Source organism: Paracoccus laeviglucosivorans (assembly GCF_900182695.1).
GTDB lineage: Bacteria > Pseudomonadota > Alphaproteobacteria > Rhodobacterales > Rhodobacteraceae > Paracoccus > Paracoccus laeviglucosivorans.
On record NZ_FXTK01000001.1, the window covers coordinates 48,408 to 72,919 of the forward strand.

At 64.9% G+C, this 24,512-nt stretch carries 30 protein-coding genes; 10 read left to right on the plus strand and 20 right to left on the minus strand.

Annotated elements, in window-relative coordinates; translation table 11 throughout:
• Positions 1 to 5 precede the first annotated feature (5 nt).
• From FN835_RS00255 to FN835_RS00265, 3 genes are read right to left on the minus strand one after another with little or no spacing between them, the layout of a single operon-like run.
• Positions 6 to 338 (minus strand): tRNA-binding protein, encoded by a 333-nt coding sequence (locus FN835_RS00255; RefSeq protein ID WP_142661186.1) that lies wholly within the window; start codon positions 336 to 338, stop codon positions 6 to 8.
• Positions 335 to 1,138, minus strand: coding sequence for a pyrroline-5-carboxylate reductase (proC, locus tag FN835_RS00260; protein ID WP_142661187.1), 804 nt, complete (start codon positions 1,136 to 1,138; stop codon positions 335 to 337). The genes FN835_RS00255 and proC overlap by 4 nt, the downstream gene beginning before the upstream one ends.
• Positions 1,139 to 1,175: 37 nt before the next feature.
• Positions 1,176 to 1,676: a type III secretion system chaperone family protein gene (locus FN835_RS00265; RefSeq protein ID WP_142661188.1), complete on the minus strand. Its 501-nt coding sequence runs from the start codon at positions 1,674 to 1,676 to the stop codon at positions 1,176 to 1,178.
• A gap of 209 nt (positions 1,677 to 1,885) precedes the next feature.
• On the opposite strand from FN835_RS00265, the gene cobD reads away from it, so the two are divergent.
• On the plus strand, positions 1,886 to 2,848 hold the full coding sequence (gene cobD / locus FN835_RS00270) for a threonine-phosphate decarboxylase CobD (RefSeq protein WP_142661189.1): 963 nt from the start codon (positions 1,886 to 1,888) through the stop codon (positions 2,846 to 2,848).
• On the opposite strand, the gene FN835_RS00275 is transcribed toward cobD, so the two are convergent.
• The 3 genes from FN835_RS00275 to FN835_RS00285 are packed head-to-tail and all read right to left on the minus strand — an operon-like array spanning position 2,832 to position 4,623.
• Entirely contained in the window at positions 2,832 to 3,875 is a 1,044-nt protein-coding gene (locus FN835_RS00275; RefSeq protein ID WP_142661190.1) for a 5-(carboxyamino)imidazole ribonucleotide synthase, read from the minus strand. The genes cobD and FN835_RS00275 overlap by 17 nt on opposite strands.
• Positions 3,868 to 4,353, minus strand: coding sequence for a 5-(carboxyamino)imidazole ribonucleotide mutase (gene purE, locus FN835_RS00280; RefSeq protein WP_142661191.1), 486 nt, complete (start codon positions 4,351 to 4,353; stop codon positions 3,868 to 3,870). The genes FN835_RS00275 and purE overlap by 8 nt, the downstream gene beginning before the upstream one ends.
• A gap of 51 nt (positions 4,354 to 4,404) precedes the next feature.
• Positions 4,405 to 4,623, minus strand: a complete 219-nt coding sequence (locus FN835_RS00285) for a YdcH family protein (protein ID WP_142661192.1) — start codon at positions 4,621 to 4,623, stop codon at positions 4,405 to 4,407.
• Between the two features lie 189 nt (positions 4,624 to 4,812).
• On the opposite strand from FN835_RS00285, the gene FN835_RS00290 reads away from it, so the two are divergent.
• The 3 genes from FN835_RS00290 to FN835_RS00300 all read left to right on the plus strand — a co-directional run bounded on the left by FN835_RS00290 (position 4,813) and on the right by FN835_RS00300 (position 6,484).
• Entirely contained in the window at positions 4,813 to 5,223 is a 411-nt protein-coding gene (locus tag FN835_RS00290) for an Hsp20 family protein (RefSeq protein ID WP_142661193.1), read from the plus strand.
• A 13-nt stretch (positions 5,224 to 5,236) separates the two neighbouring features.
• On the plus strand, positions 5,237 to 5,464 hold the full coding sequence (locus FN835_RS00295; RefSeq protein ID WP_142661194.1) for a DUF1150 family protein: 228 nt from the start codon (positions 5,237 to 5,239) through the stop codon (positions 5,462 to 5,464).
• Between the two features lie 285 nt (positions 5,465 to 5,749).
• Positions 5,750 to 6,484, plus strand: coding sequence for a Crp/Fnr family transcriptional regulator (locus tag FN835_RS00300; protein ID WP_185958534.1), 735 nt, complete (start codon positions 5,750 to 5,752; stop codon positions 6,482 to 6,484).
• Here FN835_RS00300 and FN835_RS00305 read toward each other — a convergent pair.
• The 4 genes from FN835_RS00305 to trxB all read right to left on the minus strand — a co-directional run bounded on the left by FN835_RS00305 (position 6,481) and on the right by trxB (position 10,920).
• Positions 6,481 to 7,308, minus strand: a complete 828-nt coding sequence (locus FN835_RS00305) for a glycosyltransferase family 2 protein (RefSeq protein ID WP_246098610.1) — start codon at positions 7,306 to 7,308, stop codon at positions 6,481 to 6,483. The two genes, FN835_RS00300 and FN835_RS00305, sit on opposite strands and share 4 nt — an antisense overlap.
• Entirely contained in the window at positions 7,284 to 8,075 is a 792-nt protein-coding gene (locus FN835_RS00310; protein ID WP_142661196.1) for a hypothetical protein, read from the minus strand. The genes FN835_RS00305 and FN835_RS00310 overlap by 25 nt, the downstream gene beginning before the upstream one ends.
• A 54-nt stretch (positions 8,076 to 8,129) precedes the next feature.
• Positions 8,130 to 9,839: a bifunctional sulfate adenylyltransferase/adenylylsulfate kinase gene (locus FN835_RS00315; protein WP_142661197.1), complete on the minus strand. Its 1,710-nt coding sequence runs from the start codon at positions 9,837 to 9,839 to the stop codon at positions 8,130 to 8,132.
• A 61-nt stretch (positions 9,840 to 9,900) separates the two neighbouring features.
• Positions 9,901 to 10,920: a thioredoxin-disulfide reductase gene (trxB, locus tag FN835_RS00320; RefSeq protein ID WP_142661198.1), complete on the minus strand. Its 1,020-nt coding sequence runs from the start codon at positions 10,918 to 10,920 to the stop codon at positions 9,901 to 9,903.
• A gap of 163 nt (positions 10,921 to 11,083) precedes the next feature.
• On the opposite strand from trxB, the gene FN835_RS00325 reads away from it, so the two are divergent.
• Entirely contained in the window at positions 11,084 to 11,584 is a 501-nt protein-coding gene (locus FN835_RS00325) for an Lrp/AsnC family transcriptional regulator (RefSeq protein WP_142661199.1), read from the plus strand.
• Positions 11,585 to 11,637: 53 nt separating this feature from the next.
• Positions 11,638 to 11,940: a hypothetical protein gene (locus FN835_RS00330; RefSeq protein WP_142661200.1), complete on the plus strand. Its 303-nt coding sequence runs from the start codon at positions 11,638 to 11,640 to the stop codon at positions 11,938 to 11,940.
• A 10-nt stretch (positions 11,941 to 11,950) separates the two neighbouring features.
• Here the strand turns inward: FN835_RS00330 and pgeF are convergent, their stop codons facing one another.
• From pgeF to lgt, 3 genes are read right to left on the minus strand one after another with little or no spacing between them, the layout of a single operon-like run.
• Positions 11,951 to 12,715: a peptidoglycan editing factor PgeF gene (pgeF, locus tag FN835_RS00335; protein WP_142661201.1), complete on the minus strand. Its 765-nt coding sequence runs from the start codon at positions 12,713 to 12,715 to the stop codon at positions 11,951 to 11,953.
• Entirely contained in the window at positions 12,699 to 13,754 is a 1,056-nt protein-coding gene (locus FN835_RS00340; RefSeq protein WP_142661202.1) for a class I SAM-dependent methyltransferase, read from the minus strand. Before FN835_RS00340 ends, pgeF begins: the two co-directional genes overlap by 17 nt.
• Entirely contained in the window at positions 13,751 to 14,632 is an 882-nt protein-coding gene (lgt, locus tag FN835_RS00345) for a prolipoprotein diacylglyceryl transferase (protein WP_142661203.1), read from the minus strand. The genes FN835_RS00340 and lgt overlap by 4 nt, the downstream gene beginning before the upstream one ends.
• Before the next feature lie 126 nt (positions 14,633 to 14,758).
• Here lgt and FN835_RS00350 point away from each other — a divergent pair, with 126 nt between their 5' ends.
• On the plus strand, positions 14,759 to 15,001 hold the full coding sequence (locus FN835_RS00350; protein WP_142661204.1) for an accessory factor UbiK family protein: 243 nt from the start codon (positions 14,759 to 14,761) through the stop codon (positions 14,999 to 15,001).
• On the opposite strand, the gene FN835_RS00355 is transcribed toward FN835_RS00350, so the two are convergent.
• Complete coding sequence (locus FN835_RS00355; RefSeq protein ID WP_246098611.1) at positions 14,991 to 15,296, minus strand: DUF6476 family protein; 306 nt, start codon at positions 15,294 to 15,296, stop codon at positions 14,991 to 14,993. The two genes, FN835_RS00350 and FN835_RS00355, sit on opposite strands and share 11 nt — an antisense overlap.
• Between FN835_RS00355 and FN835_RS00360 the strand changes: the two genes are divergently transcribed.
• The 3 genes from FN835_RS00360 to FN835_RS00370 all read left to right on the plus strand — a co-directional run bounded on the left by FN835_RS00360 (position 15,295) and on the right by FN835_RS00370 (position 18,941).
• Entirely contained in the window at positions 15,295 to 16,329 is a 1,035-nt protein-coding gene (locus FN835_RS00360) for an RluA family pseudouridine synthase (protein ID WP_142661205.1), read from the plus strand. The genes FN835_RS00355 and FN835_RS00360 overlap by 2 nt on opposite strands.
• 65 nt (positions 16,330 to 16,394) lie before the next feature.
• Positions 16,395 to 17,300: an RNA polymerase sigma factor RpoH gene (rpoH, locus tag FN835_RS00365; protein ID WP_142661206.1), complete on the plus strand. Its 906-nt coding sequence runs from the start codon at positions 16,395 to 16,397 to the stop codon at positions 17,298 to 17,300.
• A gap of 624 nt (positions 17,301 to 17,924) precedes the next feature.
• Positions 17,925 to 18,941 carry a hypothetical protein gene (locus tag FN835_RS00370; protein WP_142661207.1) on the plus strand — a complete coding sequence of 339 codons (1,017 nt, stop codon included), beginning with the start codon at positions 17,925 to 17,927 and terminating at the stop codon, positions 18,939 to 18,941.
• A 7-nt stretch (positions 18,942 to 18,948) separates the two neighbouring features.
• On the opposite strand, the gene FN835_RS00375 is transcribed toward FN835_RS00370, so the two are convergent.
• From FN835_RS00375 to FN835_RS00400, 6 genes are all read right to left on the minus strand, one after another.
• Entirely contained in the window at positions 18,949 to 19,932 is a 984-nt protein-coding gene (locus tag FN835_RS00375; protein WP_142661208.1) for an SPOR domain-containing protein, read from the minus strand.
• A 72-nt stretch (positions 19,933 to 20,004) separates the two neighbouring features.
• A complete protein-coding gene (upp, locus tag FN835_RS00380; RefSeq protein WP_142661209.1) occupies positions 20,005 to 20,637 on the minus strand; it encodes a uracil phosphoribosyltransferase in 633 nt (210 codons plus the stop codon).
• Positions 20,634 to 21,590 carry an adenosine deaminase gene (locus tag FN835_RS00385; RefSeq protein ID WP_142661210.1) on the minus strand — a complete coding sequence of 319 codons (957 nt, stop codon included), beginning with the start codon at positions 21,588 to 21,590 and terminating at the stop codon, positions 20,634 to 20,636. The genes upp and FN835_RS00385 overlap by 4 nt, the downstream gene beginning before the upstream one ends.
• Positions 21,587 to 22,765 carry a phosphopentomutase gene (locus tag FN835_RS00390; protein ID WP_142661211.1) on the minus strand — a complete coding sequence of 393 codons (1,179 nt, stop codon included), beginning with the start codon at positions 22,763 to 22,765 and terminating at the stop codon, positions 21,587 to 21,589. The genes FN835_RS00385 and FN835_RS00390 overlap by 4 nt, the downstream gene beginning before the upstream one ends.
• The gene (locus tag FN835_RS00395; RefSeq protein ID WP_142661212.1) at positions 22,762 to 24,042 is read right to left on the minus strand and encodes a thymidine phosphorylase; all 1,281 of its coding nucleotides are present in this window, start codon (positions 24,040 to 24,042) and stop codon (positions 22,762 to 22,764) included. The genes FN835_RS00390 and FN835_RS00395 overlap by 4 nt, the downstream gene beginning before the upstream one ends.
• Positions 24,039 to 24,500 carry a cytidine deaminase gene (locus FN835_RS00400; RefSeq protein WP_425467444.1) on the minus strand — a complete coding sequence of 154 codons (462 nt, stop codon included), beginning with the start codon at positions 24,498 to 24,500 and terminating at the stop codon, positions 24,039 to 24,041. The genes FN835_RS00395 and FN835_RS00400 overlap by 4 nt, the downstream gene beginning before the upstream one ends.
• Positions 24,501 to 24,512: the final 12 nt, after the last annotated feature.

Genomic DNA, 24,512 nt, shown 5'->3' on the forward strand with positions numbered 1-24,512 from the left:
TTGCATCAGTAAAGTCTCCCCCCTTCCGGCACCTCATGGCCCGGACCGATCAGCACCACCTCACCCCCGGCATCAGGGACGCCAAGGACCAGAACTTCGGACATGAACTTGCCGATCTGGCGCGGCGGAAAATTCACCACGGCCAGAACCTGCCGCCCGACCAATTCCTCGGGCGTGTAGTGACGGGTGATCTGGGCCGAGGATCTGCGCTCGCCGATCTCTCCTCCGAAATCCATCCACAGCTTGATCGCCGGGCGGCGGGCTTCGGGGAATGGTTCGGCGCGGATGATGCGGCCGACGCGAATATCGACCTTTTCGAAATCGGCGTATTCGATCATTTTCCCAGTTCCCGCCCGCGTTCGGCAGCCGCCGCAATCGTGCGGCGCATCAGGGGCGGCAATCCGACATCAACGTCCATCAACTGACGCAAGCCCGCAGCCGTCGTCCCACCCGGAGAGGTGACGTTTTCCCGCAGCTTGGCCGGGTCTTCGTCAGCAGACACCGCAAGCGCGCCCGCGCCCGCCACCGTCACGCGCGCCAGTTCCAGGGCCAGCGCGGGGGACAGCCCCTCGGCCTCACCCGCGGCGGCCATCGCTTCGATCATGTGGAACACATAGGCGGGACCTGAACCCGAAAGCGCGGTGACGGCATCCATCTGCTCCTCGGCCTCAAGCCGGACGACACGGCCCACGGCAGACAGCAGGGCCTGAGCCAGCGCAAGCTGCGGCTCACCCGCCTTGTCATTGCCGATGATCGCGGTAATCCCCTGCCCGATCGCCGCGGGGGTGTTGGGCATGGAGCGCACGATCGGCGCCGCCGGGAACGCCGCCTGATAGGCCGCCAGCGTCACCCCCGCCGCGACCGAGATGACCAGCGTATCCGCCCCCACCGACAGGCGCGGCAGCACATCGGCCATCATCTGGGGTTTGACCGCGATCACCAGAACGGCGGGGTCTTCCGGCAATGCCCCGTTGACCGACACGCCCAGATCCGAAAGTTCCGGGCGCGGGTTGGGGTCAACGACGTGGACGGCGCGGGCATTCAGGCCGTTCTTCAGCCAGCCGTCCAGCAGCGCCCCACCCATGCGCCCGCAGCCGATCAGCACCAGCCCGCGGGCGTTCAACGTCGAAAAATCCATGCATTCCCCCTGCCTTGCCACCGCAGAGGGTGGTTTATCAGGCGCGACCGTAAGCCTCGGACATTGCGATGTCCATTGCGGCTTCGGGCGTAGCATCGCCCCAGCAGGCCAGCTGGAAGCAAGGATAGAAGCGTTCCGCATTCTCGATCGCGTTGCGGATCATCTGGTCGATCTGTTCGGGGCTGGCCATCGCGTCACCCGACAGCACCAGCCCGTAACGCCAGACCATCAGCTTTTGCGGGCCCCAAAAGGTGAAGCCGCCATCCCAGACCTGATCATTGGCAAGGTTCAGCACTTCGTAAAGCGCGGGCAGCTTTTCTTCGGGCGGGTCCATGTCAAAGGTGCAGATCAGCCGCAGCACTTCCTCGCGCCCGGACCATGCCAGCGTGATCGAGTAATTGCGCCACTGACCTTCGACGGCCATGGCGATCTGATCTTCGGCCAGCCGGTCAAAGTCCCATTCGTGATGGGTCGCGACCGTCTCGACGATGTCGATGGGATGGATCTCGTCACTGTGGATAAAATCAAGCTGCGCCATGTTCCCCCTGCCTTTCCAGAGTAGGGCCAGCCCACAAATCTTGGTGGGCCCCGACTACACCCGGCGTAGTTTCCCGAATGTGCCTACAACATATCGTGTTCCGGTTCCACGAGGGTGTAAAGAGAAAATTGAGTGACAATCGCCGGTTTCGCTGCAACTGCATTCGGTTAAACCTGCATCCGCAGCAAAGGGTTTTGGGGGATATGGACATGCGCGATCATGGCGGAGATATCGACCTTGCGGCCCTTGGCCATGGCGGGACCGACTGGATCGACCTGTCCACAGGGATCAACCGCAGGCCGTACAACCCAGCCCCGCTTTCGCCTCATGCGTTTCAAGCCCTGCCCACGCAGGCGGATCAGGCGCGGCTGATCGCTGCCGCCTCGGCCCGTTACGGTGCATCGCCCGAACATATCCTGCCGCTGGCGGGGGCCTCGGCAGCGATCCAGCTGATGCCGCATGTGGTCGCGGGGCAACGCGCGACGGTCCTGTCGCCGACCTATAACGAACATGCGGCCAGCCTGCGGGCGGCGGGCTGGCAGGTCGATGAGGTGACGGACGCCGAATCGCTTGGCGGCGATCTGGCGGTCATCGTGAACCCGAACAATCCCGACGGGCGCAGTTTCGCCCCGACCGAAATCGTGCAGATCGCGGCAAGGGTCGGGCATCTGGTCGTGGACGAAAGCTTTGCCGATCCGCGCCCCGATCTGTCGGTGGTCGCGCTGCGCCCCGAAAATGTCACCGTGCTGCGCAGTTTCGGAAAGTTCTGGGGGCTGGCCGGATTGCGGCTGGGCTTCGCCATCGGCCAGCCTGCCCTGCTGGCGCATATGGCCGAACGCGCGGGCCCTTGGTCGGTCAGCGGCCCCGCGCTGGAGATCGGGACGCAGGCCCTGTCGGATGACGCATGGGCCGAGGCGGCGGTGACATGGCTGGCCGAAGCCGCGCTGCATCTGGACCAGATCGCCGGGGCGGCGGGCTGGCAGTTGACGGGCGGCACGCATCTGTTTCGCCTTTATGACACGCCGGATGCGAAAGCGGCGCAGGCCCAACTGGCCCGCGCCGGTATCTGGAGCCGGATTTTCCCCTGGCATCCGACATGGATCCGCCTTGGCATTCCCGGCAATCGCGCGGAATTCGACCGCGTTCAGGCGGCGCTTACAGCACCCGGTTGACGTGACCCATCTTGCGGCCGGGACGCGCAGCGCCCTTGCCGTAAAGATGGACCTGCGTGCGCGGCTGTTTCAGCAGCGCGGGCACACGGTCGATGTCGTCGCCGATCAGGTTCTCCATCTCGACATCGGCGTAACGCTGGCCGTCGCCAAGGGGCAGGCCCGCGACGGCGCGGATATGCTGCTCGAACTGATCCACGGCGCAGCCTGCCTGCGTCCAGTGACCCGAGTTATGGACCCGCGGCGCGACTTCGTTGACGATCAGCCCACCGGGCGTCACGAAAAGCTCGACCCCCATGACGCCGACATAATCAAGCGCATTGACGATCTTGGCGGCAATCAGCACCGCATCCATCAACAGCGTGTTTGACAACCCGCAGGGCACGGTCGTGGTGCGCAGGATGCCTTCGCGATGCACGTTCAGGCCGGGATCAAAGGCCGCGACCTGCCCATCGGCGCCCCGCGCGACGATGACGCTGACCTCGGCCGAGAACGCGACAAAGCCCTCCAGCACCGAAGGGGCGCCGGTCCAGTCGCGCTGCGCGGTGTCGGCAAAGCGGATCTGCCCCTTGCCGTCATAGCCCATGCGCCGGGTCTTCAGGATCGCGGGCGCGCCCAGATCTGCCAGCGCCTGCGGCAGGTCGGCTTCGGTTTCGACATTGCGATAGGGGGCGGTGCGCAGACCGATTTCCGACAGGAAATCCTTTTCGGTCAGCCGGTCCTGCGACACGGCCAAGGCACGGCGATTGGGGCGGATGGGCCGGATCGATTCCAGCAAATCCAGTGCCGCCGTCGGCACGTTCTCGAATTCATAGGTGATGACATCGACAGACTGGGCAAAGGACCGCAAAGCCGCCTCATCCTCATACGGCGCGGTGGTCACGGCATGGGCCACGTCCCCGGCAGGGGCAGCGCCGGGTTCATAGATGTGCGTGCGATAACCCAGACGGCTGGCCGCGACGGAAAGCATCCGGCCCAGCTGGCCGCCGCCCAGAATGCCGATCACGGATCCTGCGGGCAGTTCAGTCATCTTTCGGCTCCTGCGGAATGGAATCGGACAAGGCCTGACGCCATGCGTCCAGACGCTCGGCCAAGGCGGGATCGTTGATCGCAAGGATGCCCGCCGCCATCAGCCCGGCATTCGCCGCGCCCGCAGCCCCGATCGCCATGGTCGCGACCGGATAGCCCTTGGGCATCTGCAGGATCGAGTAAAGCGAATCGACCCCCGACAGCGCCTTGGTCTGGACTGGCACGCCGATCACCGGCACGCGGGTCTTGGACGCCATCATGCCCGGCAGATGCGCCGCACCGCCCGCGCCCGCGATGATGACCTTAAGGCCGCGCGACACGGCTGTCTTGCCGTATTCCCACAACCGGTCCGGCGTGCGATGCGCGCTGACGATCTTGGTTTCATAGGCGATGCCCAGCTCGTCCAGCAGGACGGCGGCTTCGCGCATGGTGGGCCAGTCCGACTGGCTGCCCATGATGATTCCGACGGGTTTTTCCATGAATCACGCCCCTTTTTGCCCTGCCCTATAGCGCCGGGGCGGGTGATGCAATCACGCGATGATATCGGGCGTCAGGTCATCTTCCAGCCGCGCGATGCGGTCTTTCAGCAGCAGCTTTTGCTTTTTCAGCCGCAGCAGGCCCAGCGAATGCGTCAGGCTTTGTTCCGAAAGTGCGGCGATGGCGTCATCCAGATCGCGATGTTCCCGGCGCAGCACCTCAAGGCGCGCGCGGGCAATATCGTCTGAGGACATTTCGTATTGGGCGTTCATGTCGGGCCTCGGGCTGGACTTGAGGCTCTTATATCCTACCGTTTCCACGCTGTTAATGGCTTTGCACGGGAAAGGCGGGGAACGCTGCATCTTGTTTCGCGTCCCCCCTGCCCACATATTGGACTTGCCGGATCGCCGCATCACATCGGGGTCCAGCCGACAGTCGCTTTGATGAAAAGGGCTTGGGAGATGACCAAGATCAGTCTGGCCGCACATCCGTTCCTGCTGGGTTTCGACCAGCTTGAACGTCTGGCCGAAAGGGCCGCCAAGGGTGCCGAAGGGTATCCGCCCTATAATATCGAACATCAGGGGCCGAACGGCTTCCGCATCACTTTGGCCGTCGCGGGCTTTTCCGACGACGATCTGGCCATCACGCTGGAGGACCGCCAGTTGGTCGTGCGCGGCCGGCAAGCGGAACCGGATGAAAGCCGCGTCTTCCTGCACCGGGGCATCGCCGCCCGCGCGTTCCAGCGCAACTTCGTGCTGGCCGACGGGGTCGAGGTGGTGGCTGCGGGGTTGGAAAACGGCCTTCTGAACATCGACCTGCGCCGTTCGGTGCCTGACAGCATCGTGCAAACCATACCGATCAGCCGCAAGTGAAAGGGGATCGCACATGAACGAGAAATTCGATTTCAGCCCGGAGGCTTCGGGCAACACCGTCTATATCCGCCGCGTCGCGATGGAGACCCTGCCCGAGGAAGTGCGTGCGCAGGTCCCGGATGCGGATGCGCTATACGCGGTTCACGGACCCGATGGCGAACGTCTGGCGCTGGTCAAGGACCGCAGCATGGCATTCATGCTGGCCCGCCAGAATGAGCTGGAGCCGGTCAGCGTCCATTAAAATGGCGGGGCAAATTGCCCCGCTTCCATACCAGGCTGCAACAAAAACCCCACCAAAAGATGATTAAACTGTCGGGTTTTAGACACAAGCGCTGACCCGTTTCGCTAATTTGTCCGGGCAGTCCGGGGAATCCAAGGTGATGTGCTTTGGTTGACAAGTTGCGGATCCCCTGGCCGCGTGCAGCGCCGGAGCTTCGTAGAAGCATTTTCAACAACTGATCCATTTGCGATTTGCACGTTATTGGTGTTATTTCCCTTGCATCAGATGCGATGGGGAAACTTTTTCATGTCGAACGGGATCGATTACGTTCCCGGCCCTGCGGCCGGGCGGGCCAAGCGCCCTGTTGCGCCTGTTACCGCCCGCGCCATAGGGGTCCGCACACTGCTGCCGGATCTGCTGAAAGGCCTGACCGAGGCCGAGCGAATGGCGTTTTACGCCGAATGCACGCCCCGGATTTGTCGCACCGCCACCGAAATTCTGCGTCAGGACGAACCCGCACCCTCGGGCTTTCTGATCATCGAGGGGCGGATCCAGATCACGTTTGTCGATTGCGACGGCAATCTGGTGATCGCCCACGTCGCTTGCCCCGGCGAGGTCGTCGGAGAGATCGAGCTTTTGTCGGGCAAGACCTGCGCTGCGACCTGCACTACGCTGCCCAACACCACGCTTTTGGTCTTTAGCGCCGCGCTGCTGACCAAACACGTCCCGACCGAGATGCTGCTGCGCAATTTCGCGGGCATCCTGCACAGCCGCCTGATGCGCGACAACCGGCTGCAATCCATCGCCCAGTTCTATCCGGCCGAGGCGCGGATCTGTCTGCACCTGATGAACCTGACCAACGAAGACCAGCCCGAGGCGCTGATCAGCCAAGGCCAGCTTGCCATTCTGTCGGGTTGTTCGCGCCAGACCGTGAACCGCACGCTGAACGATCTGCGCGCCCAAGGCATCATCGAAATGGGCCGCGGCGTCATCCGCGTCATAGACGCGACCCGGCTGGAGGCGTCGCGGCTGCTGGACTAGGCGGGAAAGCCGTAGGCCTCGATCATGGCCCGGACAGCGCGGTCATTGCCGTCGCCACCCAGATTGCCGCCGCGCAGGTTTTGGACCTGCGAGCCGGGCCATTCGGTGATGCGGAACCGCCCGCCGATTTTTTCCGGGCGCGATCCTGCCAGCCGGTGCATCCAGTAAAGCCAGACATCATCCGCCGATGGCGCAAGCTTGGTGAACAATTCCGGGCGGCAGGTATCGGGATGAAACACGCCGGGCGCATATAACACGCCCCCCACCCCGGTCGGAAAGATCAAAGGCCCGGCATCGGGTGTCGGGATATTGCGCTGCCAATCGTCGTAGCTGCGCGGTGCGCCATCCGTCAGCGTGACGCGGTGCGCGCGATGACTGACCACGCCCGCATCGGCATGGGCCACCAGCCGCTCAAGCCAGTCGGGGCGATAATAAATGTCGTCATCTGCGGTGGCGATAAAGGCATCGGGGGCCTCGATAAGTGTCGGGATGATCTTTTTGTAGCTGCGCCAATCCGGGCAGGTGCGTATCTCCAATCGCGGCAAGCGGGCGCTTTCGGGCAGGCTTGCTTCGTCGCAGGCATCCAGCCACAGGATGACCCGATCCGCGCGGACCGTCTGGTTCAGCAGCGATCGCAGCACCAGATGCAGGCTGGCAAAACGCGGGCCGTAACTGGTCAGGCTGACGATCAGCGGCGCGGGCAGGCCATGCGGGCGCGGGTCGGTCTGGCGCGCCATGATCTCGGCCGTCGCCTGCGCGACGCGGCGCGACTGTTTCCAGCGCCGCAGCATGTCGCCGATCATGCCCGTTCGGTCCCCTGCCATGCCCGGCGCAGCCAGTCGATATTGCCGATGCGGCGATACCATTTGTTGCCACGCCCGGCGAAAACGTCTTCCATCTTGGGCGCACCTGCGAACAGCACGATCTTGGCATTATCGGGCAGGGTCGGGTCCGCAAGGAAGCTGCGGAAATTGCGCGGCACGCAATCGTTCTTGAAACTGACGCACCAGCCGCGTGGCCAGTAATGCAGGTGCCCGTGCTTTTCCAGTTGCGCACTTTGGAACTGCTGGCTGATCTCATACCCTTGGGTCGCGGCTTTGGGGTCGGCCAGATACGCGTCAAGGATATAGCTATGCGCCCCCACCGTGTAGCGAAAGACCGAGGAATTGCCGACCGAATGCAGGAAACGGTCGCGCTCGGGATTGATCTTGCGCAGCGGCTTGGGGCGGAACAGGTCGTCGTCGCGGATGATGAAGAATTCGCCCGGCAGATCGAACAGCGGCGACAGATCATCCACCACCACCAGATCCAGATCCAGAAACAACGCCGTCATGCCCTGAAAGCCGCCCAGATCAGGGCGGTGCAGCGCCAGCTTGCGCCAGCGCGTGTCGCCATGCCCCTTGGGCAGCCCCAGTTCCGGCAGAGGCAGCACCTCGACGCCGGGATCGACGCCCACGCCATCCTCGGTAAAGCAGACGAAGCGGAAGGGCCGGGCCAGATGGCGGCGCACCTGACGGTAAAGGCGGTTCACATCCTCGGCGCTGTAAAGCGTGCCCCATTTCATGGTCAGGATCAGGACCGGCTGGGTCATCGGGTTTCCTTCCGTGGCGCTTGCGCCCTGCGATATGCCAAGGGCCGCTGGCGGTCAACCAAGCCCGATCAGACCCATCTGTTCCAGTTTCAGCAGCACCTGCTGGGCGGCGTAATCCACGTCGAAACCTTCGGTCTGGATGCGCAGTTCCGGCGCTGCGGGTTCTTCGTAAGGGTCCGAGATGCCGGTGAATTCCTTGATCTTCCCCTCGCGCGCAAGTTTGTATAGCCCCTTGCGGTCGCGGCGTTCGCATTCCTCAAGGCTGGTCGCGACGTGGATTTCGACAAAGGCACCGCCCGCCTCGACCATATCGCGCACGGCACGGCGGGTCGCGGCATAGGGCGCGATGGGCGCGCAGATGGCGATGCCACCGTTCTTGGTGATCTCGGATGCGACATAGCCGATGCGGCGGATATTGATGTCGCGGTGTTCCTTGCTGAATCCCAGTTCGCTGGACAGGTGCTTGCGGACCACATCCCCGTCCAGAAGCGACACCGGCCGGCCGCCCATCTCCATCAGCTTGACCATCAATGCGTTTGCGATGGTGGATTTGCCCGACCCCGAAAACCCGGTGAAGAACACCGTGAACCCCTGCCGGTTACGCGGAGGAGAGGTGCGGCGCAGTTGCGTCACCACCTCGGGGAAGCTGAACCATTCGGGAATGTCCAACCCCTCGCGCAGTCGTCTGCGGAGTTCGGTCCCCGAGATGTCAAGGATGGTCGCGCCTTCCTCGACCTCATCCCTTGGTTCGTATTGCGCGCGTTCCTGCACATAGACCATCTGCTTGAAATCGACCATTTCCACGCCGATTTCGTCCTGCAACTGCCGGAACAGTTCCTGCGCGGCATAGGGGTCGTAAAAATCCTGATCGGCGCTGTTCTTGCCCGGCCCGGCATGGTCGCGGCCCACGATCATATGCGTCAGCCCGTGATTGCGGCGGATGATGCCATGCCAGACCGCCTCGCGCGGGCCGCCCATGCGCATGGCAAGGTTCAAAAGCGACAGATGCGTGGTGGCTGCGGGATATTTGTCCAAGACCGCCTCGTAGCAGCGGACGCGGGTGAAATGGTCCACGTCGCCGGGCTTGGTCATGCCGACGACGGGATGGATCAGCAGGTTCGCCTCGGCCTCGCGCGCGGCGCGAAAGGTCAGTTCCTGATGGGCGCGATGCAGCGGGTTGCGGGTCTGGAAGGCGACAACGCGCCGCCAGCCCAGCTTGCGGAAATGCGCGCGCAATTCGTTGGGCGTGTCACGCCGCGCCCGGAAATCGTAATGCATGGGCGCCTGCAGACCCTTGACCCGCCCGCCCAGATAGACCGGACCCGCGACGTGGTGCAGGTAATGGACCGCCGGATGCGCCTGATCATCCGCGCCGTAAACGCCCGTCGCCTCGCGCGATTTGTCGGGGGTCCATTTGTCGGTGACGGACAGGATCGCAAGGATCACGCCCTCGGCGTCGCGCAGCGCCACGTCATCGCCCGGCTCAACCCAGTCCGCGAAATCCTGCGAGACGTCCAGCGTCACCGGCATCGGCCACAGCAACCCCGAGGCCAGACGCATGTTATCCACGACGCTGTCGTAATCCGCCTGCGTCAGAAACCCCTTTAGCGGCAGAAAGCCGCCATTCATCAGCAGTTCCAGATCGCAGACCTGCCGCGGCGACAGATCCCATGACGGCAGCTTGCCCGCCTCGTGTTTCAGGCTCTCGGCGGCTTCGGAACTGACGTAAAGCTCGGGGATGGGCGCGTGGTTCGGCTGGGTCATCGGCGGCCTCGGGCTGGGGAAAAGATCAGGCTAAGCCGCCGACCTTTTCCCGCGCAAGCCCTTAGGCCTCGTAGGCGATTTCCGCCGCGTGGGTGTTGGGCTGGCCCGCCATGTCATGTTCGGCCAGCCAGCGTTCCGCATCCAGCGCCGCCATGCAGCCCATGCCCGCGCTGGTCACGGCCTGACGATAGATGTGGTCAGTCAGATCGCCCGCCGCGAACACGCCGGGGATCGAGGTGCGGGTGCTGCCCGCCTCGACCTTCACATAGCCGCCGTCATGCAGCTCAAGCTGATCCTTGACCAATTCCGAGGCAGGCGAATGCCCGATGGCGATGAAGACGCCATCCGCCGCCACGACCTGCTCGGCCCCTGTGGCCACGTGGCGCAGGCGCACGCCGGTGACGCCCAAGGGGTCGCTGTCGCCCTGAACCTCAAGCAGTTCGTGGTCCCAGATCACCTCGATCTTGGGATGCTTGAACAGGCGGTCCTGCAGGATCTTTTCGGCGCGCAGGCTGTCGCGGCGATGCACCAGCGTCACCTTGCTGGCGAAATTGGTCAGAAACAGTGCCTCCTCGACGGCGGTATTGCCGCCGCCGATCACCGCGACCTGACGGTTGCGATAGAAAAAGCCGTCGCAGGTCGCGCAGGCCGAAACGCCGAAGCCTTTGAACTTTTCTTCCGACTCCAGCCCCAGCCAGCGGGCCTGTGCCCCGGTCGCCAAGATCACCGCATCCGCCGTGATGGTCGCGCCCGAATCAAGATGCGCGGTAAAGGGGCGCTTGGACAGGTCCAGTCTGGTCACCGTGTCGATGAAGATGCGTGCCCCCATCGCGCGGGCATGGGCCTCCATCTTGATCATCAGGTCGGGGCCCTGGATCTCGGTCTCGCCGGGCCAGTTCTCGACCTCGGTGGTGATGGTCAGCTGGCCGCCCGGCTGCATCCCCTGGATCAGCACCGGCGACAGCATGGCGCGGCTGGCATAGACGGCGGCAGTATACCCCGCAGGCCCCGAACCCACGATCAGCACACGGGTATGACCGGGCAAAGTGGCGTCTTGGGCATCGTTCGGAACATGGGACATGGGTCTGGACCTTTCGCGTTTCCAAGGCTACGTAATCACCCCTGCCCCGTCATGCAATCCACCCCGGACGCCCCGCGAAGGCGGAAATAATATTGCGCAAACCTGCCCGGCAAGGTAGCTTCCGGCATGTTTTTGGCCGAAAGATTGGCCCAAGAGGAAATGTATGACAGGCGCCCGACTAGACGAAATCGACCGCAAGATCCTTGCCGAATTGCAAGCGGACGGTCGAATGACCAATGTCGAGTTGGCGCGGCGTGTGGGCATATCGGCCCCACCCTGTCTGCGCCGCGTCCGCGCGCTTGAGGAGCTGGGCTATATCGGCGGCTACCACGCCGACATCAATGCCCGCGAACTGGGTTTCGAGGTGCAGGTCTTTGCCATGGTGCGCCTGCTGAGCCAATCCGAGCGTGACCTGTCCGCGTTCGAGACGCTGGCCCGTGGCTGGCCGCTGGTCCGCGAATGCCACATGCTGAACGGCGAGATCGACTTTATCCTGAAATGCACCGCGCCGGACCTGCCCAGTTTTCAGCGGTTCTTGACCGAATGCCTGACCTCGGCCCCGAACGTCGCGTCGGTCAAGACCAGCCTTGTGATCCGTTGCGCCAAGGATGAACCCGGTGTCCCGTTCGAGGTGGTCGAGGATCGGATCGCCGCGCTTGGCTGAACCCGGCCCGGATTTCCGGCGTTGTCCCCGCAACCAACCAAGGGGGTGACGCCATGATGATCCGATTGCTGCCTGTCCTGATCCTGCCGCTGCTGGCTGCTTGCGAAACCGCACCGCCCGCGCCGCCGACAGTCGTTGCCAGCACCACGACCCTTTCCGTCTCGCCCGAATCGCCCGCCCGTCCGATGGACGAAGTGCCACAGCAGAATTTGCTGGCCAATGGCGACCGGCAATATGGTTTCGCCAGCGGATGCAGGATCGTGGTCGAGCCGCGCCGCGCCGTGGTGAAATCCGAAACCGGGGCCTGCGAATTGCACCACCGCGATATTGCGCTGCTTTACGCCTCGGGCGACTGAAGCCGGGCGATCAAAGCGCGATGGCCGAGATCAGCCGGCCATAATCGGCCTCATGCTGATGCATGGTGCGGCGATAGGAATAGAAGCGGTCCGGGTCGGAATAGGTGCAATGGCCGGTCCATTCCGCCGTCACCCCCGCATCCCGCAGCCGCATCAGGCCAAAGCCCGGCAGATCAAACATCGGCTTGCCGCTCGGCCCGCCAGAAAAGAACCGTTGCAGATCAGTGTCTTCGGTCAGGAATTCGTCCATGAACTCCTCGCCGACCTCATAGGCGCGCTGGCTGATCGACGGGCCGATGACAGCGCGGATGCGGGTTGCGCCCAGATCGTTCATCGCGCCCACCGCCGCCTCGATCACGCCCGACAGCGCACCGCGCCAGCCCGCATGGACCGCGCCGATCACGCCCGCCTGCGGGTCGGCCAGCAGGATGGGCTGGCAATCAGCGGTCAGCACCGCCAGCGCCACGCCGGGCTGATCGGTCACGATCCCATCTGCGCGGATCTTGGCGAAATCGGTGGCCTGATCGCCTGCCCGCAGCACGGCCACATCGGCCGAATGGACCTGATGCACGGTCGCAAGCCGGTCGCGCCCCACCCCCATCGCGTCCGAGACGCGACCGCGATTGATCGCCACGATCTCGGCCTGATCGCTGGAGCCGAAGCCGCAATTCAGCCCCGCAAACAGCCCCGATGAGGCGCCACCGCGCCGCGTGAAGAACCCGTGCCGCACAGGTTGCAGCAGCGGATGTGTCAGAATCTCAAGCGTCGTGTGCATAAGGCTCCAAAGCGTCGAAACCGGGCGGAACCGGGGCCGACTGGCCCCAGATGGCGATGGTCTTGAATAGCTGGCCCATTTCATCCGCTGCGGTCAAGCGGCGAAGCGCAGTCATCGCGCCCCCGTCCCCTGACCTGGCAAGGCGCGCTGCGCGTTGTTCGATCCCCAGACGCAGCAGCCATTCGCCTTGCGTCACCATGCGCGACACCTGCGCCCCCGCGGCACGCGCCGCACGGGCCAAGGGTTCGAAATCGACATGCGCAGTCAGATCGGCATCGCCCGGATGCGCAAAGGGGCTTTCCGGGCGATGCTGGCGCAGCGCTTGAAACGTGTCGCCATGCCCCGCCCAGTCGCCATAGTCGATGGCAATGGCGCAGCCGCCATGCCGCGCGATCCGCCCGGCGATTGCGGTGACGATCGGTCCCGCTGCGGGGCAGCTTTCGCGGATCTCATCCATGGGCGCGTCCGGCCCCGGCACCGGCGGGCCAAGCGCAAAGCCCAGCTCGTCGCCCGCCAGCGCGACCAGCCGATGCGACCAGCCATCCGCCACGCGCTGCATCTGGCGGATCGGTAGCGCGTCAAAGAATTCGTTGGCGACCAGAAACAGCGGCAGCTCGGGCAATTCTTCGGCACGACCCAGATGCCGCACATCGCCCAGCTTGTCGCGTTGGACCTTGCGCAGATGGGCCGATGCCTCGATCAGAGTGATCTGCGCGGCCTCTGACATTCCGGGCACGATGCGGATGGTGCGCAGAATATCGGCCATCAGCGTGCCGCGCCCCGGCCCGATTTCGGCCAGCACGAAGGGCGCGGGACTGCCTTGGTCCAGCCATGACTGCGCCAGCGCCAGCCCCACCATTTCCCCGAACATCTGGCTGATCTCGGGGGAGGTGGTGAAATCCCCCTGCGTGCCAAAGGGATCGCGGGTCGCGTAATAGCCGTGTTCGGGGTGCAGCAGGCAAAGCTGCATATATTCATCCAGGCCCATCGGCCCGGTCAGGGCGATGCGTGCCGCGATGATGCGGCCCAGCGGGGTCATGCGGCGACGGGCGCCCGGCTGCGCGCCCGCAGGATAAAGACCAGCCCGATCAGCACCATCGGCAGGGACAGCAATTGCCCCATCGTCACGCCCCAGACCGCGCCGCCGATCACATGGCCCAGCGGGTTGTCGGGCGTGATGAACTGCGCATCGGCCTGACGGAAGAACTCGACGACAAAGCGTGACAGCCCGTAGCCCATGACAAAGACGCCGAGGCACAGCCCCGGCCAGCGCAGCGCGCCACGGCGGACCATGACGAACAGGACCAGCGCCAGCAGGACGCCCTCCAGCGCGGCTTCGTAAAGCTGGCTGGGATGGCGGGCGCAAAGGCCCGTGACGCCGGGACACATCTGCGCGGCCTCTCCGGGGAATATCACGCCCCAGGGCAGGTCTGTCGGACGGCCCCAAAGCTCGGCATTGATGAAATTCGCCAGCCGCCCAAGGCCCAGCCCGATGGGGGTCGCGACCCCAAGCGCATCGGCCAGCCGCAGCGCCGGGATGCCATTCGCGCGGCAATACAGCCACGACACGATGACCACGCCCAGAAAGCCGCCATGAAACGACATGCCGCCATTCCAGACCTGCAGGATCTGCGACGGGTTGGCCATGTAATAGGCGGGCTCATAGAACAGCACAAAGCCAAGCCGTCCGCCCAGCACGACACCAAGGATCACCCATGTCAGCAACTCCTCGGGCTGTTCGGGGCGGAACGGCGCGCGACCGCCCCAGAGCGCGGGGCGACGGGCCAGCATGACCAGAATGCGCCAGCCGACCAGAAGGCCGACCAGATAGGCTAGCGCATACCAGCGCAGCGACAACGACAGGCCGAACAGGTGCAGCGTAAAGATTTCGGGCGAGATGTCGGGGAAAGGGATCATGGGCGTCCTTCTCTGGCGGGCGCGAGCGTATCCGCGCGTCAGGGGGTGTCAACATGCGCGCGCCCCGATTGAACCGCGCCGCATCAGGGGCCATATAGAGCGCAACGCGAAACCGAAAGGCCCGCCATGACCGCAAATAACCGTTTCTTCGACGATCTCTCGAAATTGATGACCAATGCCGTGGGTGTGGCCCAGGGCGCCAAGGACGAGGCGCAGACCGCCTTCAACAGCTGGATCGACCGCTGGCTGGCCGACCGCGATTTCGTGACGCGCGAAGAATTCGAATCCGTCCGCGAAATGGCGATCAAGGCCCGCGCCGAAAACGCCGAACTGCGCGCCGAGATCGAAGCGTTGAAGACTAAGGCCTGACTTCCTGACGCAAGCGACCCTGATGGTCGTAAAGCAGCACCTCGCCGCCTTCGGTCACCACGACGATCCAGTCGCGGGCAAATGTCAGGGCGGCGGGCTTTGCCCCATCGGGCAGCGCGATATGTTCGGGAAGCTGCGGCAGCGGCGCTTCGGACAGGCGCATCCACAACAGGACGGTGATCGCGATCACCCCCAATCCCATCACCGCGGCAAGCGAGGTGACCAGAAGGCGCAGCCAGCGCAGCATCGGCAGCGCTTCCTCTGGCCCCGGTTCCGCCCTATCATCCCGTGCCATGCCCGAAATCCTTATCCACGTCCCCGAGGGACTGTCCGACCGGCTTGATAAGGCGCTTGCCGCCCTCGCACCAGAGGAAGCGGCGCTTTCACGCTCGCGCCTTGCGAAACTAATCGCCGAAGGCGCGGTCTTCGGCCCTTCGGGTGCCGTGACCGACGGCAAGTCCAAGGTCGAACCCGGCGAATACGCCATCGACATCGGCGAACCCGAACCGCTTGAGGCGCAGCCCGAGGACATCCCGCTGGTCATCGTCCATGAAGATGCCGACCTGATCGTCATCGACAAGCCTGCGGGCATGGTCGTCCATCCCGCCCCCGGCGCACCCAACGGCACGCTGGTCAACGCGCTGCTGCATCATTGCGCCGACAGCCTGTCGGGCATCGGCGGCGCGGCCCGACCGGGGATCGTGCATCGCATCGACAAGGAAACATCGGGGCTGCTGGTCGTGGCCAAGACCGACCGCGCGCATCAGGGATTGGCCAAGCAATTCGCCGACCATTCGGCGCATCGCCGCTACCTGGCACTGGCACATGGGCTGATCGACCCGGCAGATGCCCGGCTGCGCGGCCTGCCCGGACTGGCGTTTGAGGCGGGCGGCATCCTGCGCATCACCACCATGCTGGGCCGCCACCCCAGCGACCGCCAGCGTCAGGCCGTCAGTTTCGACCGGGGCCGCCATGCCGTGACCCGCGCACGGCTGGTCGAGGCGTTCGGCGCACCGCCCTCCGCCATGCTGGTCGAATGTCGGCTGGAAACCGGGCGCACGCATCAAATCCGCGTGCATATGGCCCATGCCGGTCTGGGTCTGGTCGGCGACCCGGTCTATGGTGGGGCAAGACGGCCCTCGGCCAAGGCACTGGGCGCACAGGCGGCGGCGGCGATGCTGGCCTTTCCGCGTCAGGCGCTGCACGCGGCCGAGCTTGGTTTTGAACATCCGGTCAGCGGTCAGATGCTGACCTTTGCCAGCCCCCTGCCACCTGACATGGCAGCGCTTCTGGAAATATTGCGGACAGGTCCCGACGGACCTTCCTAACGGGAACCGGGAACGCCAAACCAGCGTTCCCATCTACCCGCCAGAGTGCGGGCAAGGATAGTCACATGGCGAATTACACCAACCTCCCGGCCCCCAGCCCCGAACAGGGCCTGAACCGTTACCTTCAGGAAATCCGCAAGTTCCCCCTGCTGGAGCCCGAGGAGGAATACATGCTGGCCAAGGCTTGGGTGGATCACGAAGACCCCGAGGCGGCGCAGCGTCTTGTCACCAGCCACCTGCGCTTGGCGGCCAAGATCGCCATGGGTTATCGCGGCTATGGCCTGCCGCAGGCCGAAGTGATCTCTGAAGCGAATGTGGGTCTGATGCAGGCCGTGAAACGCTTCGACCCGGAAAAGGGCTTCCGGCTTGCGACCTATGCGATGTGGTGGATCCGCGCCTCGATTCAGGAATACATCCTGCGGTCGTGGTCTTTGGTGAAGATGGGCACGACCAGCGCGCAGAAAAAGCTGTTCTTCAATCTGCGCAAGGCCAAGTCGAAACTGGGCGCGCTGGAGGAAGGCGATCTGCGTCCCGAAAACGTGCGCCAGATCGCCAATGACCTGAACGTCTCGGAACAGGAAGTGATCGACATGAACCGCCGCCTGTCGGGTGGTGATGCGTCGTTGAACGCCACCGTCGGCTCAAGCGAGGGGGAGTCCACCGCGCAATGGCAGGATTGGCTGGAGGACGAAAACGCCAATCAGGCCGAGGCTTTCGCCGAAACCGACGAGTTGTCGGCCCGCCGCGAAATGCTGATCGCGGCGATGGATGTGCTGAACGACCGCGAAAAGGACATCCTGATGGAGCGTCGCCTGCGCGACGACCCGATGACGCTGGAAGACCTTTCCACGCGCTACGACGTCTCGCGCGAGCGTATTCGCCAGATCGAGGTGCGGGCTTTTGAAAAGCTGCAGAACCGCATCCGCGACCTTGCGCGCGAACGCGGTATGTCGGTCCCCGAAAACGCCTGATCTGCGCAAGGTGAACCGCGCGCCCCTGCCCCCCGCACCGCCATTCCCGCCCCGCTCGAACTGCGGCAGCATTTGGGCGGGATCGGCGGGATCGGCGGGATCGGCGGGATCGGCGGGATCGGCGGGATCGGCGGGATCGGCGGGATCGGCGGGATCGGCGGGATCGGCGAAATGCCTGCTTGGTGCTGACGCTTTGGTCAATAGCGGAATTGGTCGCCATATGGCTAGCGGGGCAAGGCCGAAACCGCTTCGGCCCGTTTCACCGCTAGGGACATTCCCCATGATGTCTGAAGCGGGCTTCTATAAAATTCGCACACTGCAATCAAGCCAGACTTGCAATGAGGCCAGCCGAAGCACCAAGGTGGGACATCCACGCCCCCACAGCGCTCAAGGCGCAGGTGCTGCTGGTATTTCTCCCCATGGTTGCAGCGCATCTCTCACCTTTTCGCTTCCGCGACAATCGCCCACGACTTTTCGTCCCACCAGCCCGCAACTGCCTGCAAATAGCCCCTTCCTTGTGCTGCAAAGCCGGGTAAAACGGCCCCTAGTCCCGAGTGCATCCGTTGACGGTCGCGGGCCGAGGCATATGCTTAGATCCGTGCAGCGGGGGCCGCAGGCGCAAGAATGACCGCGCTTAACCAATATCAGCGGCTTGAGGCCGCAGGGCACTGGCGCGAGACGCCGGGCGGCAAGCATCGCGAAGTCATCGTCTCGTTCGGGGACGCAACCCTTATCCTGAGCGATCCGAAATCCGATACGCCGCTGGCGCATTGGTCGCTGCCTGCCGTCCTGCGTCTGAACCCCGGCAAGCTGCCTGCGCAATACGCGCCGGGACTGGACGATGCCGAGTTGCTGGAACTGGACGATGCGCTGATGATTTCGGCAATCGAAAAGGTTCATGTGGCCATCGAATCCAGCAAGCCCGGATCGGGTCGGTTGCGGCGTGGGCTGATGGCCGCGGCGGCCGTAGCGATGGCCGGGCTTGCCGCCTTTTGGGTGCCGCCCGCGTTGGTGCGTCATGCCGCAGACATCGCGCCCCCCGCGCAGCGCGCCGAAATCGGCCGTCTGGTCCTGGCCGAGATCGAAAAGACCACCGGCGGCGCATGTTCGCGCCCGGCAGGCGATCTGGTGCGGCTGAAACTGGCGCATCGGCTCATCGGCCCGGATGCGGAAATCGCGGTTCTGCCGACCACCTTGCGCGGGGCGCGCCGCCTGCCCGGCCCGATCACCATCATCGGCGAAGACCTGATCGAAGGTCAGGTCACCCCCGAGGTCGCGGCGGGTCACATTCTGTCGGCACAGGCCGCAGCGTCGGCGAATGATCCGCTGCTGGCAGCGCTGCGCTATGCCGGGCCGCGCGCGACATTTCATCTGCTGACCAAGGGTTCGTTACCCGCTGCAGCCTTGGCCGGATATGGAGAAACGCTGCTGGCCGAACCTGTGCCGCGCGCCGATGACGAATCTTTGTTGGGTTATTTCGCCCGTGCCGGGGTTTCCAGCGATCCCTATGCCCGCTCGCTTGACCCGACCGGAGAGGCGACGCTGGGCCTGATCGAAGCCGACCCCTATCGCACCGCCGAACCAAAATCTGTGCTGGGCAATCGCGACTGGGTGGCCCTGCAGGAAATCTGCGACCAGTGACGACGCGTCAACGCGGATAGGCATCGGCAAACCCGCCACGACGCAAACCGTCCAAGGCCCGCACGATCCCCTCTCGGGTGTCAAAGGGGCCTGCCATGATGAACTGCACTTTGCCTTTGCCTTCCCGCCCGCGCGACACCGGATAGCCCAGTCGCATCACACGCTGCGCTGCGCGATCGGCATTTCCCGCATTGGCATAGCTTCCCACCTGCACATAGCGCGCACCGGGCGGCACAAGCCGTTCCACCTTTAGCGGTGCGGCAGGTGCGGGGACTGCAACCTTTGAGATCGCGGTCCTGGGTGTGGCGACGCTTTTAGGTTTGGTAACACTGGTTGCGACTTTTCTGACCGGCGCGGGCTTTGCCCCCTGTGTCGCAGCCTCCAAAGGTCGCGCAAAGGCCAGCCGCGCCAGATCGCTTTCGGACAGGTTGCCGCAATAGCCGTGGCTTGGGTCGCGCCCCAACCGCGCAGGCACGGGCTGCGCGTCATGGCCCAGCAATTCGCACAGCCGCCTGTTGGGTTTCAGATCGCGGCTCATGCCCTGCCGGATCGCAGGCGCGGCTCGGAGCGCGGCCTTGAGGTTTTCCAGCGGCGCGGTCGGCGCGGGTTCCGGTCCCATATCGGGTAAAGTGGTCAGCGGGCGTGGATCGCTGGTCAATTCGCCCGGTTGCAGGTTGGGGACGACGGCAGGGGTCAGCGCCTCCTCCAACCGCTGGGCGCGGCTTTTCCCGGCATCGGGGTCAAGTGCGGCCAGACGCGCCTTGCCGTCCAACCCGCGCAGGGAAAGCGACGGAGGATAGCCACAGATCGCCGCGCCATCCCGCGCCAGCCGGGGCTGCCACCCCGCGCCATCGCGCAGGAACACGCAGCCCTTGCTGTCGATATATTGCCGCGCGGTGAAATCACCGGGCGGCAATTCCGCCGGGCGCGGATCGGCCAGCACCGCAATGGGCACCAGCAGCCACAAGATCACGCAACGCACCAGCCCCATCGGCCACCCCCAAGGAATCGCATTTGTCTTGGGGATAGCCGCCAAGGGCTGAAGATCGGGTTAACGCAGCCCTTATTTCGTGCCGAACATACGGTCGCCCGCATCGCCCAGACCGGGCAGGATATAGCCGTGATCATCCAGCCCCGCATCCAGCGCGGCGGTGACAATCGGCACATCGGGATGCGCCTCAAGCATACGGGCCACGCCTTCGGGCGTCGCCAGCAGGCACAGGAAACGCAGATTGCGCGCGCCCTGCTTTTTCAGCAGGTCGATTGCGGCCACGGACGAGTTTCCGGTCGCCAGCATCGGATCGACCACGATGGTCATGCGTGCGTCCAACTCATTGGGAACCTTGCAGTAATATTGCACGGGCTGCAGCGTTTCGGGATCGCGATACATGCCGACAAAGCCCACGCGCGCGCCGGGGATCATCTCAAGAATGCCGTCCATCAGGCCGTTTCCGGCGCGCAGGATGGAGATCAGCGCCAGCTTTTTGCCCTCAAGCGTCGGCGCCTCCATCGTCTGCATGGGGGTTTCGATTGTGGTGGTGGTCATCTCAAGCTCGCGCGTGACCTCATAGGCCAGCAGCAGGCTGATTTCGCGCAACAGCCGCCGGAACCCGGCGGTCGAGGTCGTTTTGTCGCGCATGATGGTCAGCTTGTGCTGCACCAGCGGGTGGTCAACGATGGTCAGGTGCTGGGTCATTGCAGTTCCTTTATCAGGCGTGTCCGTGTGGTGTCGTCGCAAAATGCCGCCTCGGCGGCCCATTGGTTCATCTGGCGAAATTCGCTTTCCGCCCAACCGAAACTTTCTGCAAGCATCTGGTATTCATGCGAAAGCGTGGTGTGAAAGAACGGCGGATCGTCGGTCGAGACCGTGACGCGCACCCCGGCATCGGCCAGCCGCGCGATGGGATGCCTGCGCCAGTCGGTGATCCCCAGCGCCACGTTCGAGCCGGGGCAGACCTCCAGCGTCACGCCGCGTTCGGCCAGTTCCCGGACCAGCGCCGCATCCTCGATCGCGCGGATGCCGTGGCCGATGCGCGTGACGCCCAAGGTCAGGGAATCGCGGATCGATTCAGCCCCGCGCCATTCGCCGGCATGGTTGGTCAGGCCCAGCCCCGCTTCGCGCGCGCAATCAAAGGACCATGCGAAATCGCTGGCCTCGCCCGCATCCTCGGCCCCGCCCATGCCAAATCCCGTGACCCAGCCGCCGCTGGTTTCCGCAGCACAGATCGCGGTCTTGCGGGCGCGTTCAGGGCCGAAATGGCGGATGCAGGTCAGGATGGCACGGCTGTCCAGCCCCTGCGCGGCGGCGGCGTGCGCCACCTCCTCCATCGCGCCCAGATGGTCGCGCCATGCGGGCAGATCCGCGCCGCCGCAAAACTCGGGCGAGATGAAAAGCTCGACATAGATTGCGCCATGTTCGGCGCATTCGGCCAGCACCGCCTCAAGCAGGCGGGCATAATCGCGCGGGCCCTGGATCATGGCGGTGGCGGCTTCATACACCTTCAGGAAATCCTTGAAACCCTGATAGGCATAGCCGCCGCGTTCGTCGAACATGCCGTGCAGGTCCTGATGCTTTTCGGCGGCAAGCCCCCGGATCAGCGCGGGCGGCGCGGCCCCTTCCAGATGCAGGTGCAGTTCGATCTTTTTCACAGAAACGACCCTCCCGGCCCCACGGGACCAAGCCCCAGATGCACCGCGACCGAGGCCGCAATATCGGCAAAGCCCACCTGCCCGATAGGCCGCGCGCCATAGCCCCAGCCCAGCACCGGCACCCGTTCGCGGGTGTGGTCGGTCCCCGGCCAGCTTGGATCATTGCCGTGATCGGCGGTGAATATCGCCAGATCGCCGGGGCGCAGGCGGGCCATGACCTGACCCGCCACGCTGTCGAACCATTCCAGCGCCGTGCCATAGCCAAGAACGTCGCGGCGATGGCCGTAAAGGCTGTCGAACTCGACGAAATTGGCGAATGTCAGGCTACCCGGCGCGGCGGTTTGCGTCAGCCCGATCAGCGCCTCGGCCAGTTGCGCATCGCTGCCCTTGTGCAATTCCCCGATCCCGCGATGCGAGAAGATGTCGCCGATCTTGCCCACGCCATAGGTCTGCCGCCCGGCTGCCTGTGCCGCGTCCAGAATGGTCTGGCCGGGGGGCGCGATGGCATAGTCTCGGCGGTTGGTGGTGCGGGTAAAGCTGTCGGTCCCGATGAATGGCCGCGCGATCACGCGTCCCACGCGCAGGGGATGGACCATAGCCGCCACATCGCGGCACAGTTGATACAGCCGCTCCAGCCCAAAGGCGTCCTCATGTGCGGCAATCTGCAATACGCTGTCGGCCGAGGTGTAGCAGATCGGCCAGCCGGTCCGCAGATGTTCGGCCCCCAGCCGCGCGATGATGTCGGTTCCCGATGCATGTTCGTCGCCCAATATCCCCGCCGTCCCCGCGGCTTGCGCGATGCGGGCCGACAGATCGGGCGGAAAGCTGGGGCGCGTGTCGGGGAAATAATGCCAGTCCCAGGGCACGGGCACGCCCGCAATCTCCCAATGCCCCGAAGGCGTGTCCTTCCCGCGTGAGGTTTCGGTCGCAGCCCCCCACAGCCCCTGTGGCGTGGCACCCAGCCCCGGCGCGGTATCGCCGCTGGCCAGCGCCAACGCAGCCCCAAGGCCAAGCGCGTCCAGATGGGGCATCCGTAGCCCCCGCGCCTGCGCGATATGGGCCAGCGTGTTGGCGCCGGTATCGGGCAGATCGCCGTTGAAATACTGGTCCGCATCCGGCGCCCCGCCGATACCGACTGAGTCCATGACGATCAGAAAGGCGCGGTTGGCGGTCATCGGGGCAATACCTCGGTTTTGATCAACGGCCCCGGCGCGGGACCCTCCCCCATCAGATAGGCCGCCTGCACGGTCGCGATGGCGGCGTCGGCCTGCCCTTCGCTGGTTGCATGGACGAAGCCCAGCGGACGATCGGGGCCAGCCTCATCGCCGATCCGGGCCAGATGCGCAAGCCCCACGCGCGGGTCGATCCGGTCGCCCGCATGAAGCCGTCCGCCGCCAAGCGCCACCACCGCATGACCCAGCGCCGCCGTGTCGATGGCCGCCACGCGGCCCCGCGCGGGAATGGGGCGGATCACGGGGGCGGGCGACAAATGGCGGTCGGGATTTTCCAGCATGTCCAAAGGCCCGCCCTGCGCCACGATCATGCGCGCAAACGCCTCGGCCGCGGCGCCGCTGTCCAGCGCCTGCGCGGCCCCGGCCAGCCCCCCCAGCGCCAGAACGGCGTCTGACAGCGCCAGCGTCAAATCGCGCAAAGCCCCCTTCGCGCCACGCAGCACGGCGATTGCCTCGTGCAGTTCCAGCGCATTTCCGGCGGCGCGGGCCAAGGGCTGGTCCATATCGGTGACATAAGCAAGCGTCCGGCAGCCCGCGCCGTTCGCCGTATCGACCAGCGCACGGGCCAAAGCCTGCGCGTCATCTGCACGGCTCAGGAATGCGCCGCTGCCCTGCTTGACGTCCAGCACCAGCCCGTCCAGCCCCGCCGCCAGCTTTTTCGACAGGATCGAGGCTGTGATCAGATCGACCGACCCCACCGTCGCGCTTTCATCGCGGATCGCGTAAAGCCGCGCATCGGCGGGGGCCAGATCCGGTCCGGCGGCAACGATGGCGCAGCCGACATCGGCCACGACGCGGCGAAACTCGGCATCTGGCAGGGCACAGCGGAAACCGGGGATCGCCTCAAGCTTGTCCAGCGTGCCGCCGGTATGGCCCAGACCGCGCCCCGAGATCATCGGGACATAGGCCCCGCAGGCCGCCAGCACCGGCGCCAGCACCAGACTGACCGTATCGCCGATGCCGCCGGTCGAATGCTTGTCCAGCACCGGTCCCGGCAGATCCCAGCGCATGACGCGACCTGAATCGCGCATGGCACGGGTCAGCGCGACCCGCCCGCCTTCGTCCAGACCGCCCATCAGCACGGCCATCGCGAAAGCCCCGGCCTGCGCGTCACTGACCGAACCATCGGCCAGCCCCTTGGCAATCAGGACCGCCCCCGCCCTGTCCAGCCCGCGACCGTCGCGAACGGCGGCGATGACGGGACGGGGGTCTTGGGTCATTCGACCTCCGACATATGCGAGGCGTCGAACCGGCCCGGCAACAATGCGCCGATGGTGGTGTGCAGCGTCTTACCCGCCGTGGTGGCCAGCAGGACCGGGGTATCGGCATCGCCGAACTCGGCCAGCTTCTGGCGGCAGCCGCCGCAGGGGGGCACGGGCGATGGGCTGTCTGCGATGACCGCGACCTCGGTCAGGCGCGTCTCTCCGCTGGCGATCATCAGGGCGATGGCCCCGGCCTCGGCGCAGGTGCCTTCGGGATAGGCCACGTTTTCCACGTTGCAGCCGTGATAGACCGCGCCCGATGCACCCCGCACCGCCGCGCCCACCTTGAACCGGGAATAGGGCGCATAAGCCCGTTCGCGCACCTCGCGCGCTGCATCCAGAAGCGTCATCGCCCTGCCTTTCGCATAGTCGTCATTCGCCTGTGCATCATTGCGCCCGGCCCCTTTGCGATGCAAGTCCAAGGGCAA

What these genes read in the sequence shown, in the direction of transcription:
- FN835_RS00355 (WP_246098611.1), bottom strand. Translation starts at nt 15,296, where the DNA reads ATGGCACGGGATGATAGGGCGGAACCGGGGCCAGAGGAAGCGCTGCCG.
- FN835_RS00375 (WP_142661208.1), bottom strand. Translation starts at nt 19,932, where the DNA reads ATGGGGCTGGTGCGTTGCGTGATCTTGTGGCTGCTGGTGCCCATTGCG.
- proC (WP_142661187.1), bottom strand. Translation starts at nt 1,138, where the DNA reads ATGGATTTTTCGACGTTGAACGCCCGCGGGCTGGTGCTGATCGGCTGC.
- FN835_RS00305 (WP_246098610.1), bottom strand. Translation starts at nt 7,308, where the DNA reads ATGGCAGGGGACCGAACGGGCATGATCGGCGACATGCTGCGGCGCTGG.
- FN835_RS00275 (WP_142661190.1), bottom strand. Translation starts at nt 3,875, where the DNA reads ATGACTGAACTGCCCGCAGGATCCGTGATCGGCATTCTGGGCGGCGGC.
- upp (WP_142661209.1), bottom strand. Translation starts at nt 20,637, where the DNA reads ATGACCCAGCACCTGACCATCGTTGACCACCCGCTGGTGCAGCACAAG.
- pgeF (WP_142661201.1), bottom strand. Translation starts at nt 12,715, where the DNA reads ATGCACACGACGCTTGAGATTCTGACACATCCGCTGCTGCAACCTGTG.
- rpoH (WP_142661206.1), top strand. Translation starts at nt 16,395, where the DNA reads ATGGCGAATTACACCAACCTCCCGGCCCCCAGCCCCGAACAGGGCCTG.
- FN835_RS00340 (WP_142661202.1), bottom strand. Translation starts at nt 13,754, where the DNA reads ATGACCCCGCTGGGCCGCATCATCGCGGCACGCATCGCCCTGACCGGG.
- FN835_RS00390 (WP_142661211.1), bottom strand. Translation starts at nt 22,765, where the DNA reads ATGACCGCCAACCGCGCCTTTCTGATCGTCATGGACTCAGTCGGTATC.
- FN835_RS00295 (WP_142661194.1), top strand. Translation starts at nt 5,237, where the DNA reads ATGAACGAGAAATTCGATTTCAGCCCGGAGGCTTCGGGCAACACCGTC.
- cobD (WP_142661189.1), top strand. Translation starts at nt 1,886, where the DNA reads ATGCGCGATCATGGCGGAGATATCGACCTTGCGGCCCTTGGCCATGGC.
- FN835_RS00395 (WP_142661212.1), bottom strand. Translation starts at nt 24,042, where the DNA reads ATGACCCAAGACCCCCGTCCCGTCATCGCCGCCGTTCGCGACGGTCGC.
- FN835_RS00370 (WP_142661207.1), top strand. Translation starts at nt 17,925, where the DNA reads ATGACCGCGCTTAACCAATATCAGCGGCTTGAGGCCGCAGGGCACTGG.
- purE (WP_142661191.1), bottom strand. Translation starts at nt 4,353, where the DNA reads ATGGAAAAACCCGTCGGAATCATCATGGGCAGCCAGTCGGACTGGCCC.
- trxB (WP_142661198.1), bottom strand. Translation starts at nt 10,920, where the DNA reads ATGTCCCATGTTCCGAACGATGCCCAAGACGCCACTTTGCCCGGTCAT.
- FN835_RS00360 (WP_142661205.1), top strand. Translation starts at nt 15,295, where the DNA reads ATGCCCGAAATCCTTATCCACGTCCCCGAGGGACTGTCCGACCGGCTT.
- FN835_RS00330 (WP_142661200.1), top strand. Translation starts at nt 11,638, where the DNA reads ATGATGATCCGATTGCTGCCTGTCCTGATCCTGCCGCTGCTGGCTGCT.
- FN835_RS00255 (WP_142661186.1), bottom strand. Translation starts at nt 338, where the DNA reads ATGATCGAATACGCCGATTTCGAAAAGGTCGATATTCGCGTCGGCCGC.
- FN835_RS00310 (WP_142661196.1), bottom strand. Translation starts at nt 8,075, where the DNA reads ATGACCCAGCCGGTCCTGATCCTGACCATGAAATGGGGCACGCTTTAC.
- FN835_RS00285 (WP_142661192.1), bottom strand. Translation starts at nt 4,623, where the DNA reads ATGAACGCCCAATACGAAATGTCCTCAGACGATATTGCCCGCGCGCGC.
- FN835_RS00290 (WP_142661193.1), top strand. Translation starts at nt 4,813, where the DNA reads ATGACCAAGATCAGTCTGGCCGCACATCCGTTCCTGCTGGGTTTCGAC.
- FN835_RS00300 (WP_185958534.1), top strand. Translation starts at nt 5,750, where the DNA reads ATGTCGAACGGGATCGATTACGTTCCCGGCCCTGCGGCCGGGCGGGCC.
- FN835_RS00315 (WP_142661197.1), bottom strand. Translation starts at nt 9,839, where the DNA reads ATGACCCAGCCGAACCACGCGCCCATCCCCGAGCTTTACGTCAGTTCC.
- FN835_RS00265 (WP_142661188.1), bottom strand. Translation starts at nt 1,676, where the DNA reads ATGGCGCAGCTTGATTTTATCCACAGTGACGAGATCCATCCCATCGAC.
- FN835_RS00325 (WP_142661199.1), top strand. Translation starts at nt 11,084, where the DNA reads ATGACAGGCGCCCGACTAGACGAAATCGACCGCAAGATCCTTGCCGAA.
- lgt (WP_142661203.1), bottom strand. Translation starts at nt 14,632, where the DNA reads ATGATCCCTTTCCCCGACATCTCGCCCGAAATCTTTACGCTGCACCTG.
- FN835_RS00350 (WP_142661204.1), top strand. Translation starts at nt 14,759, where the DNA reads ATGACCGCAAATAACCGTTTCTTCGACGATCTCTCGAAATTGATGACC.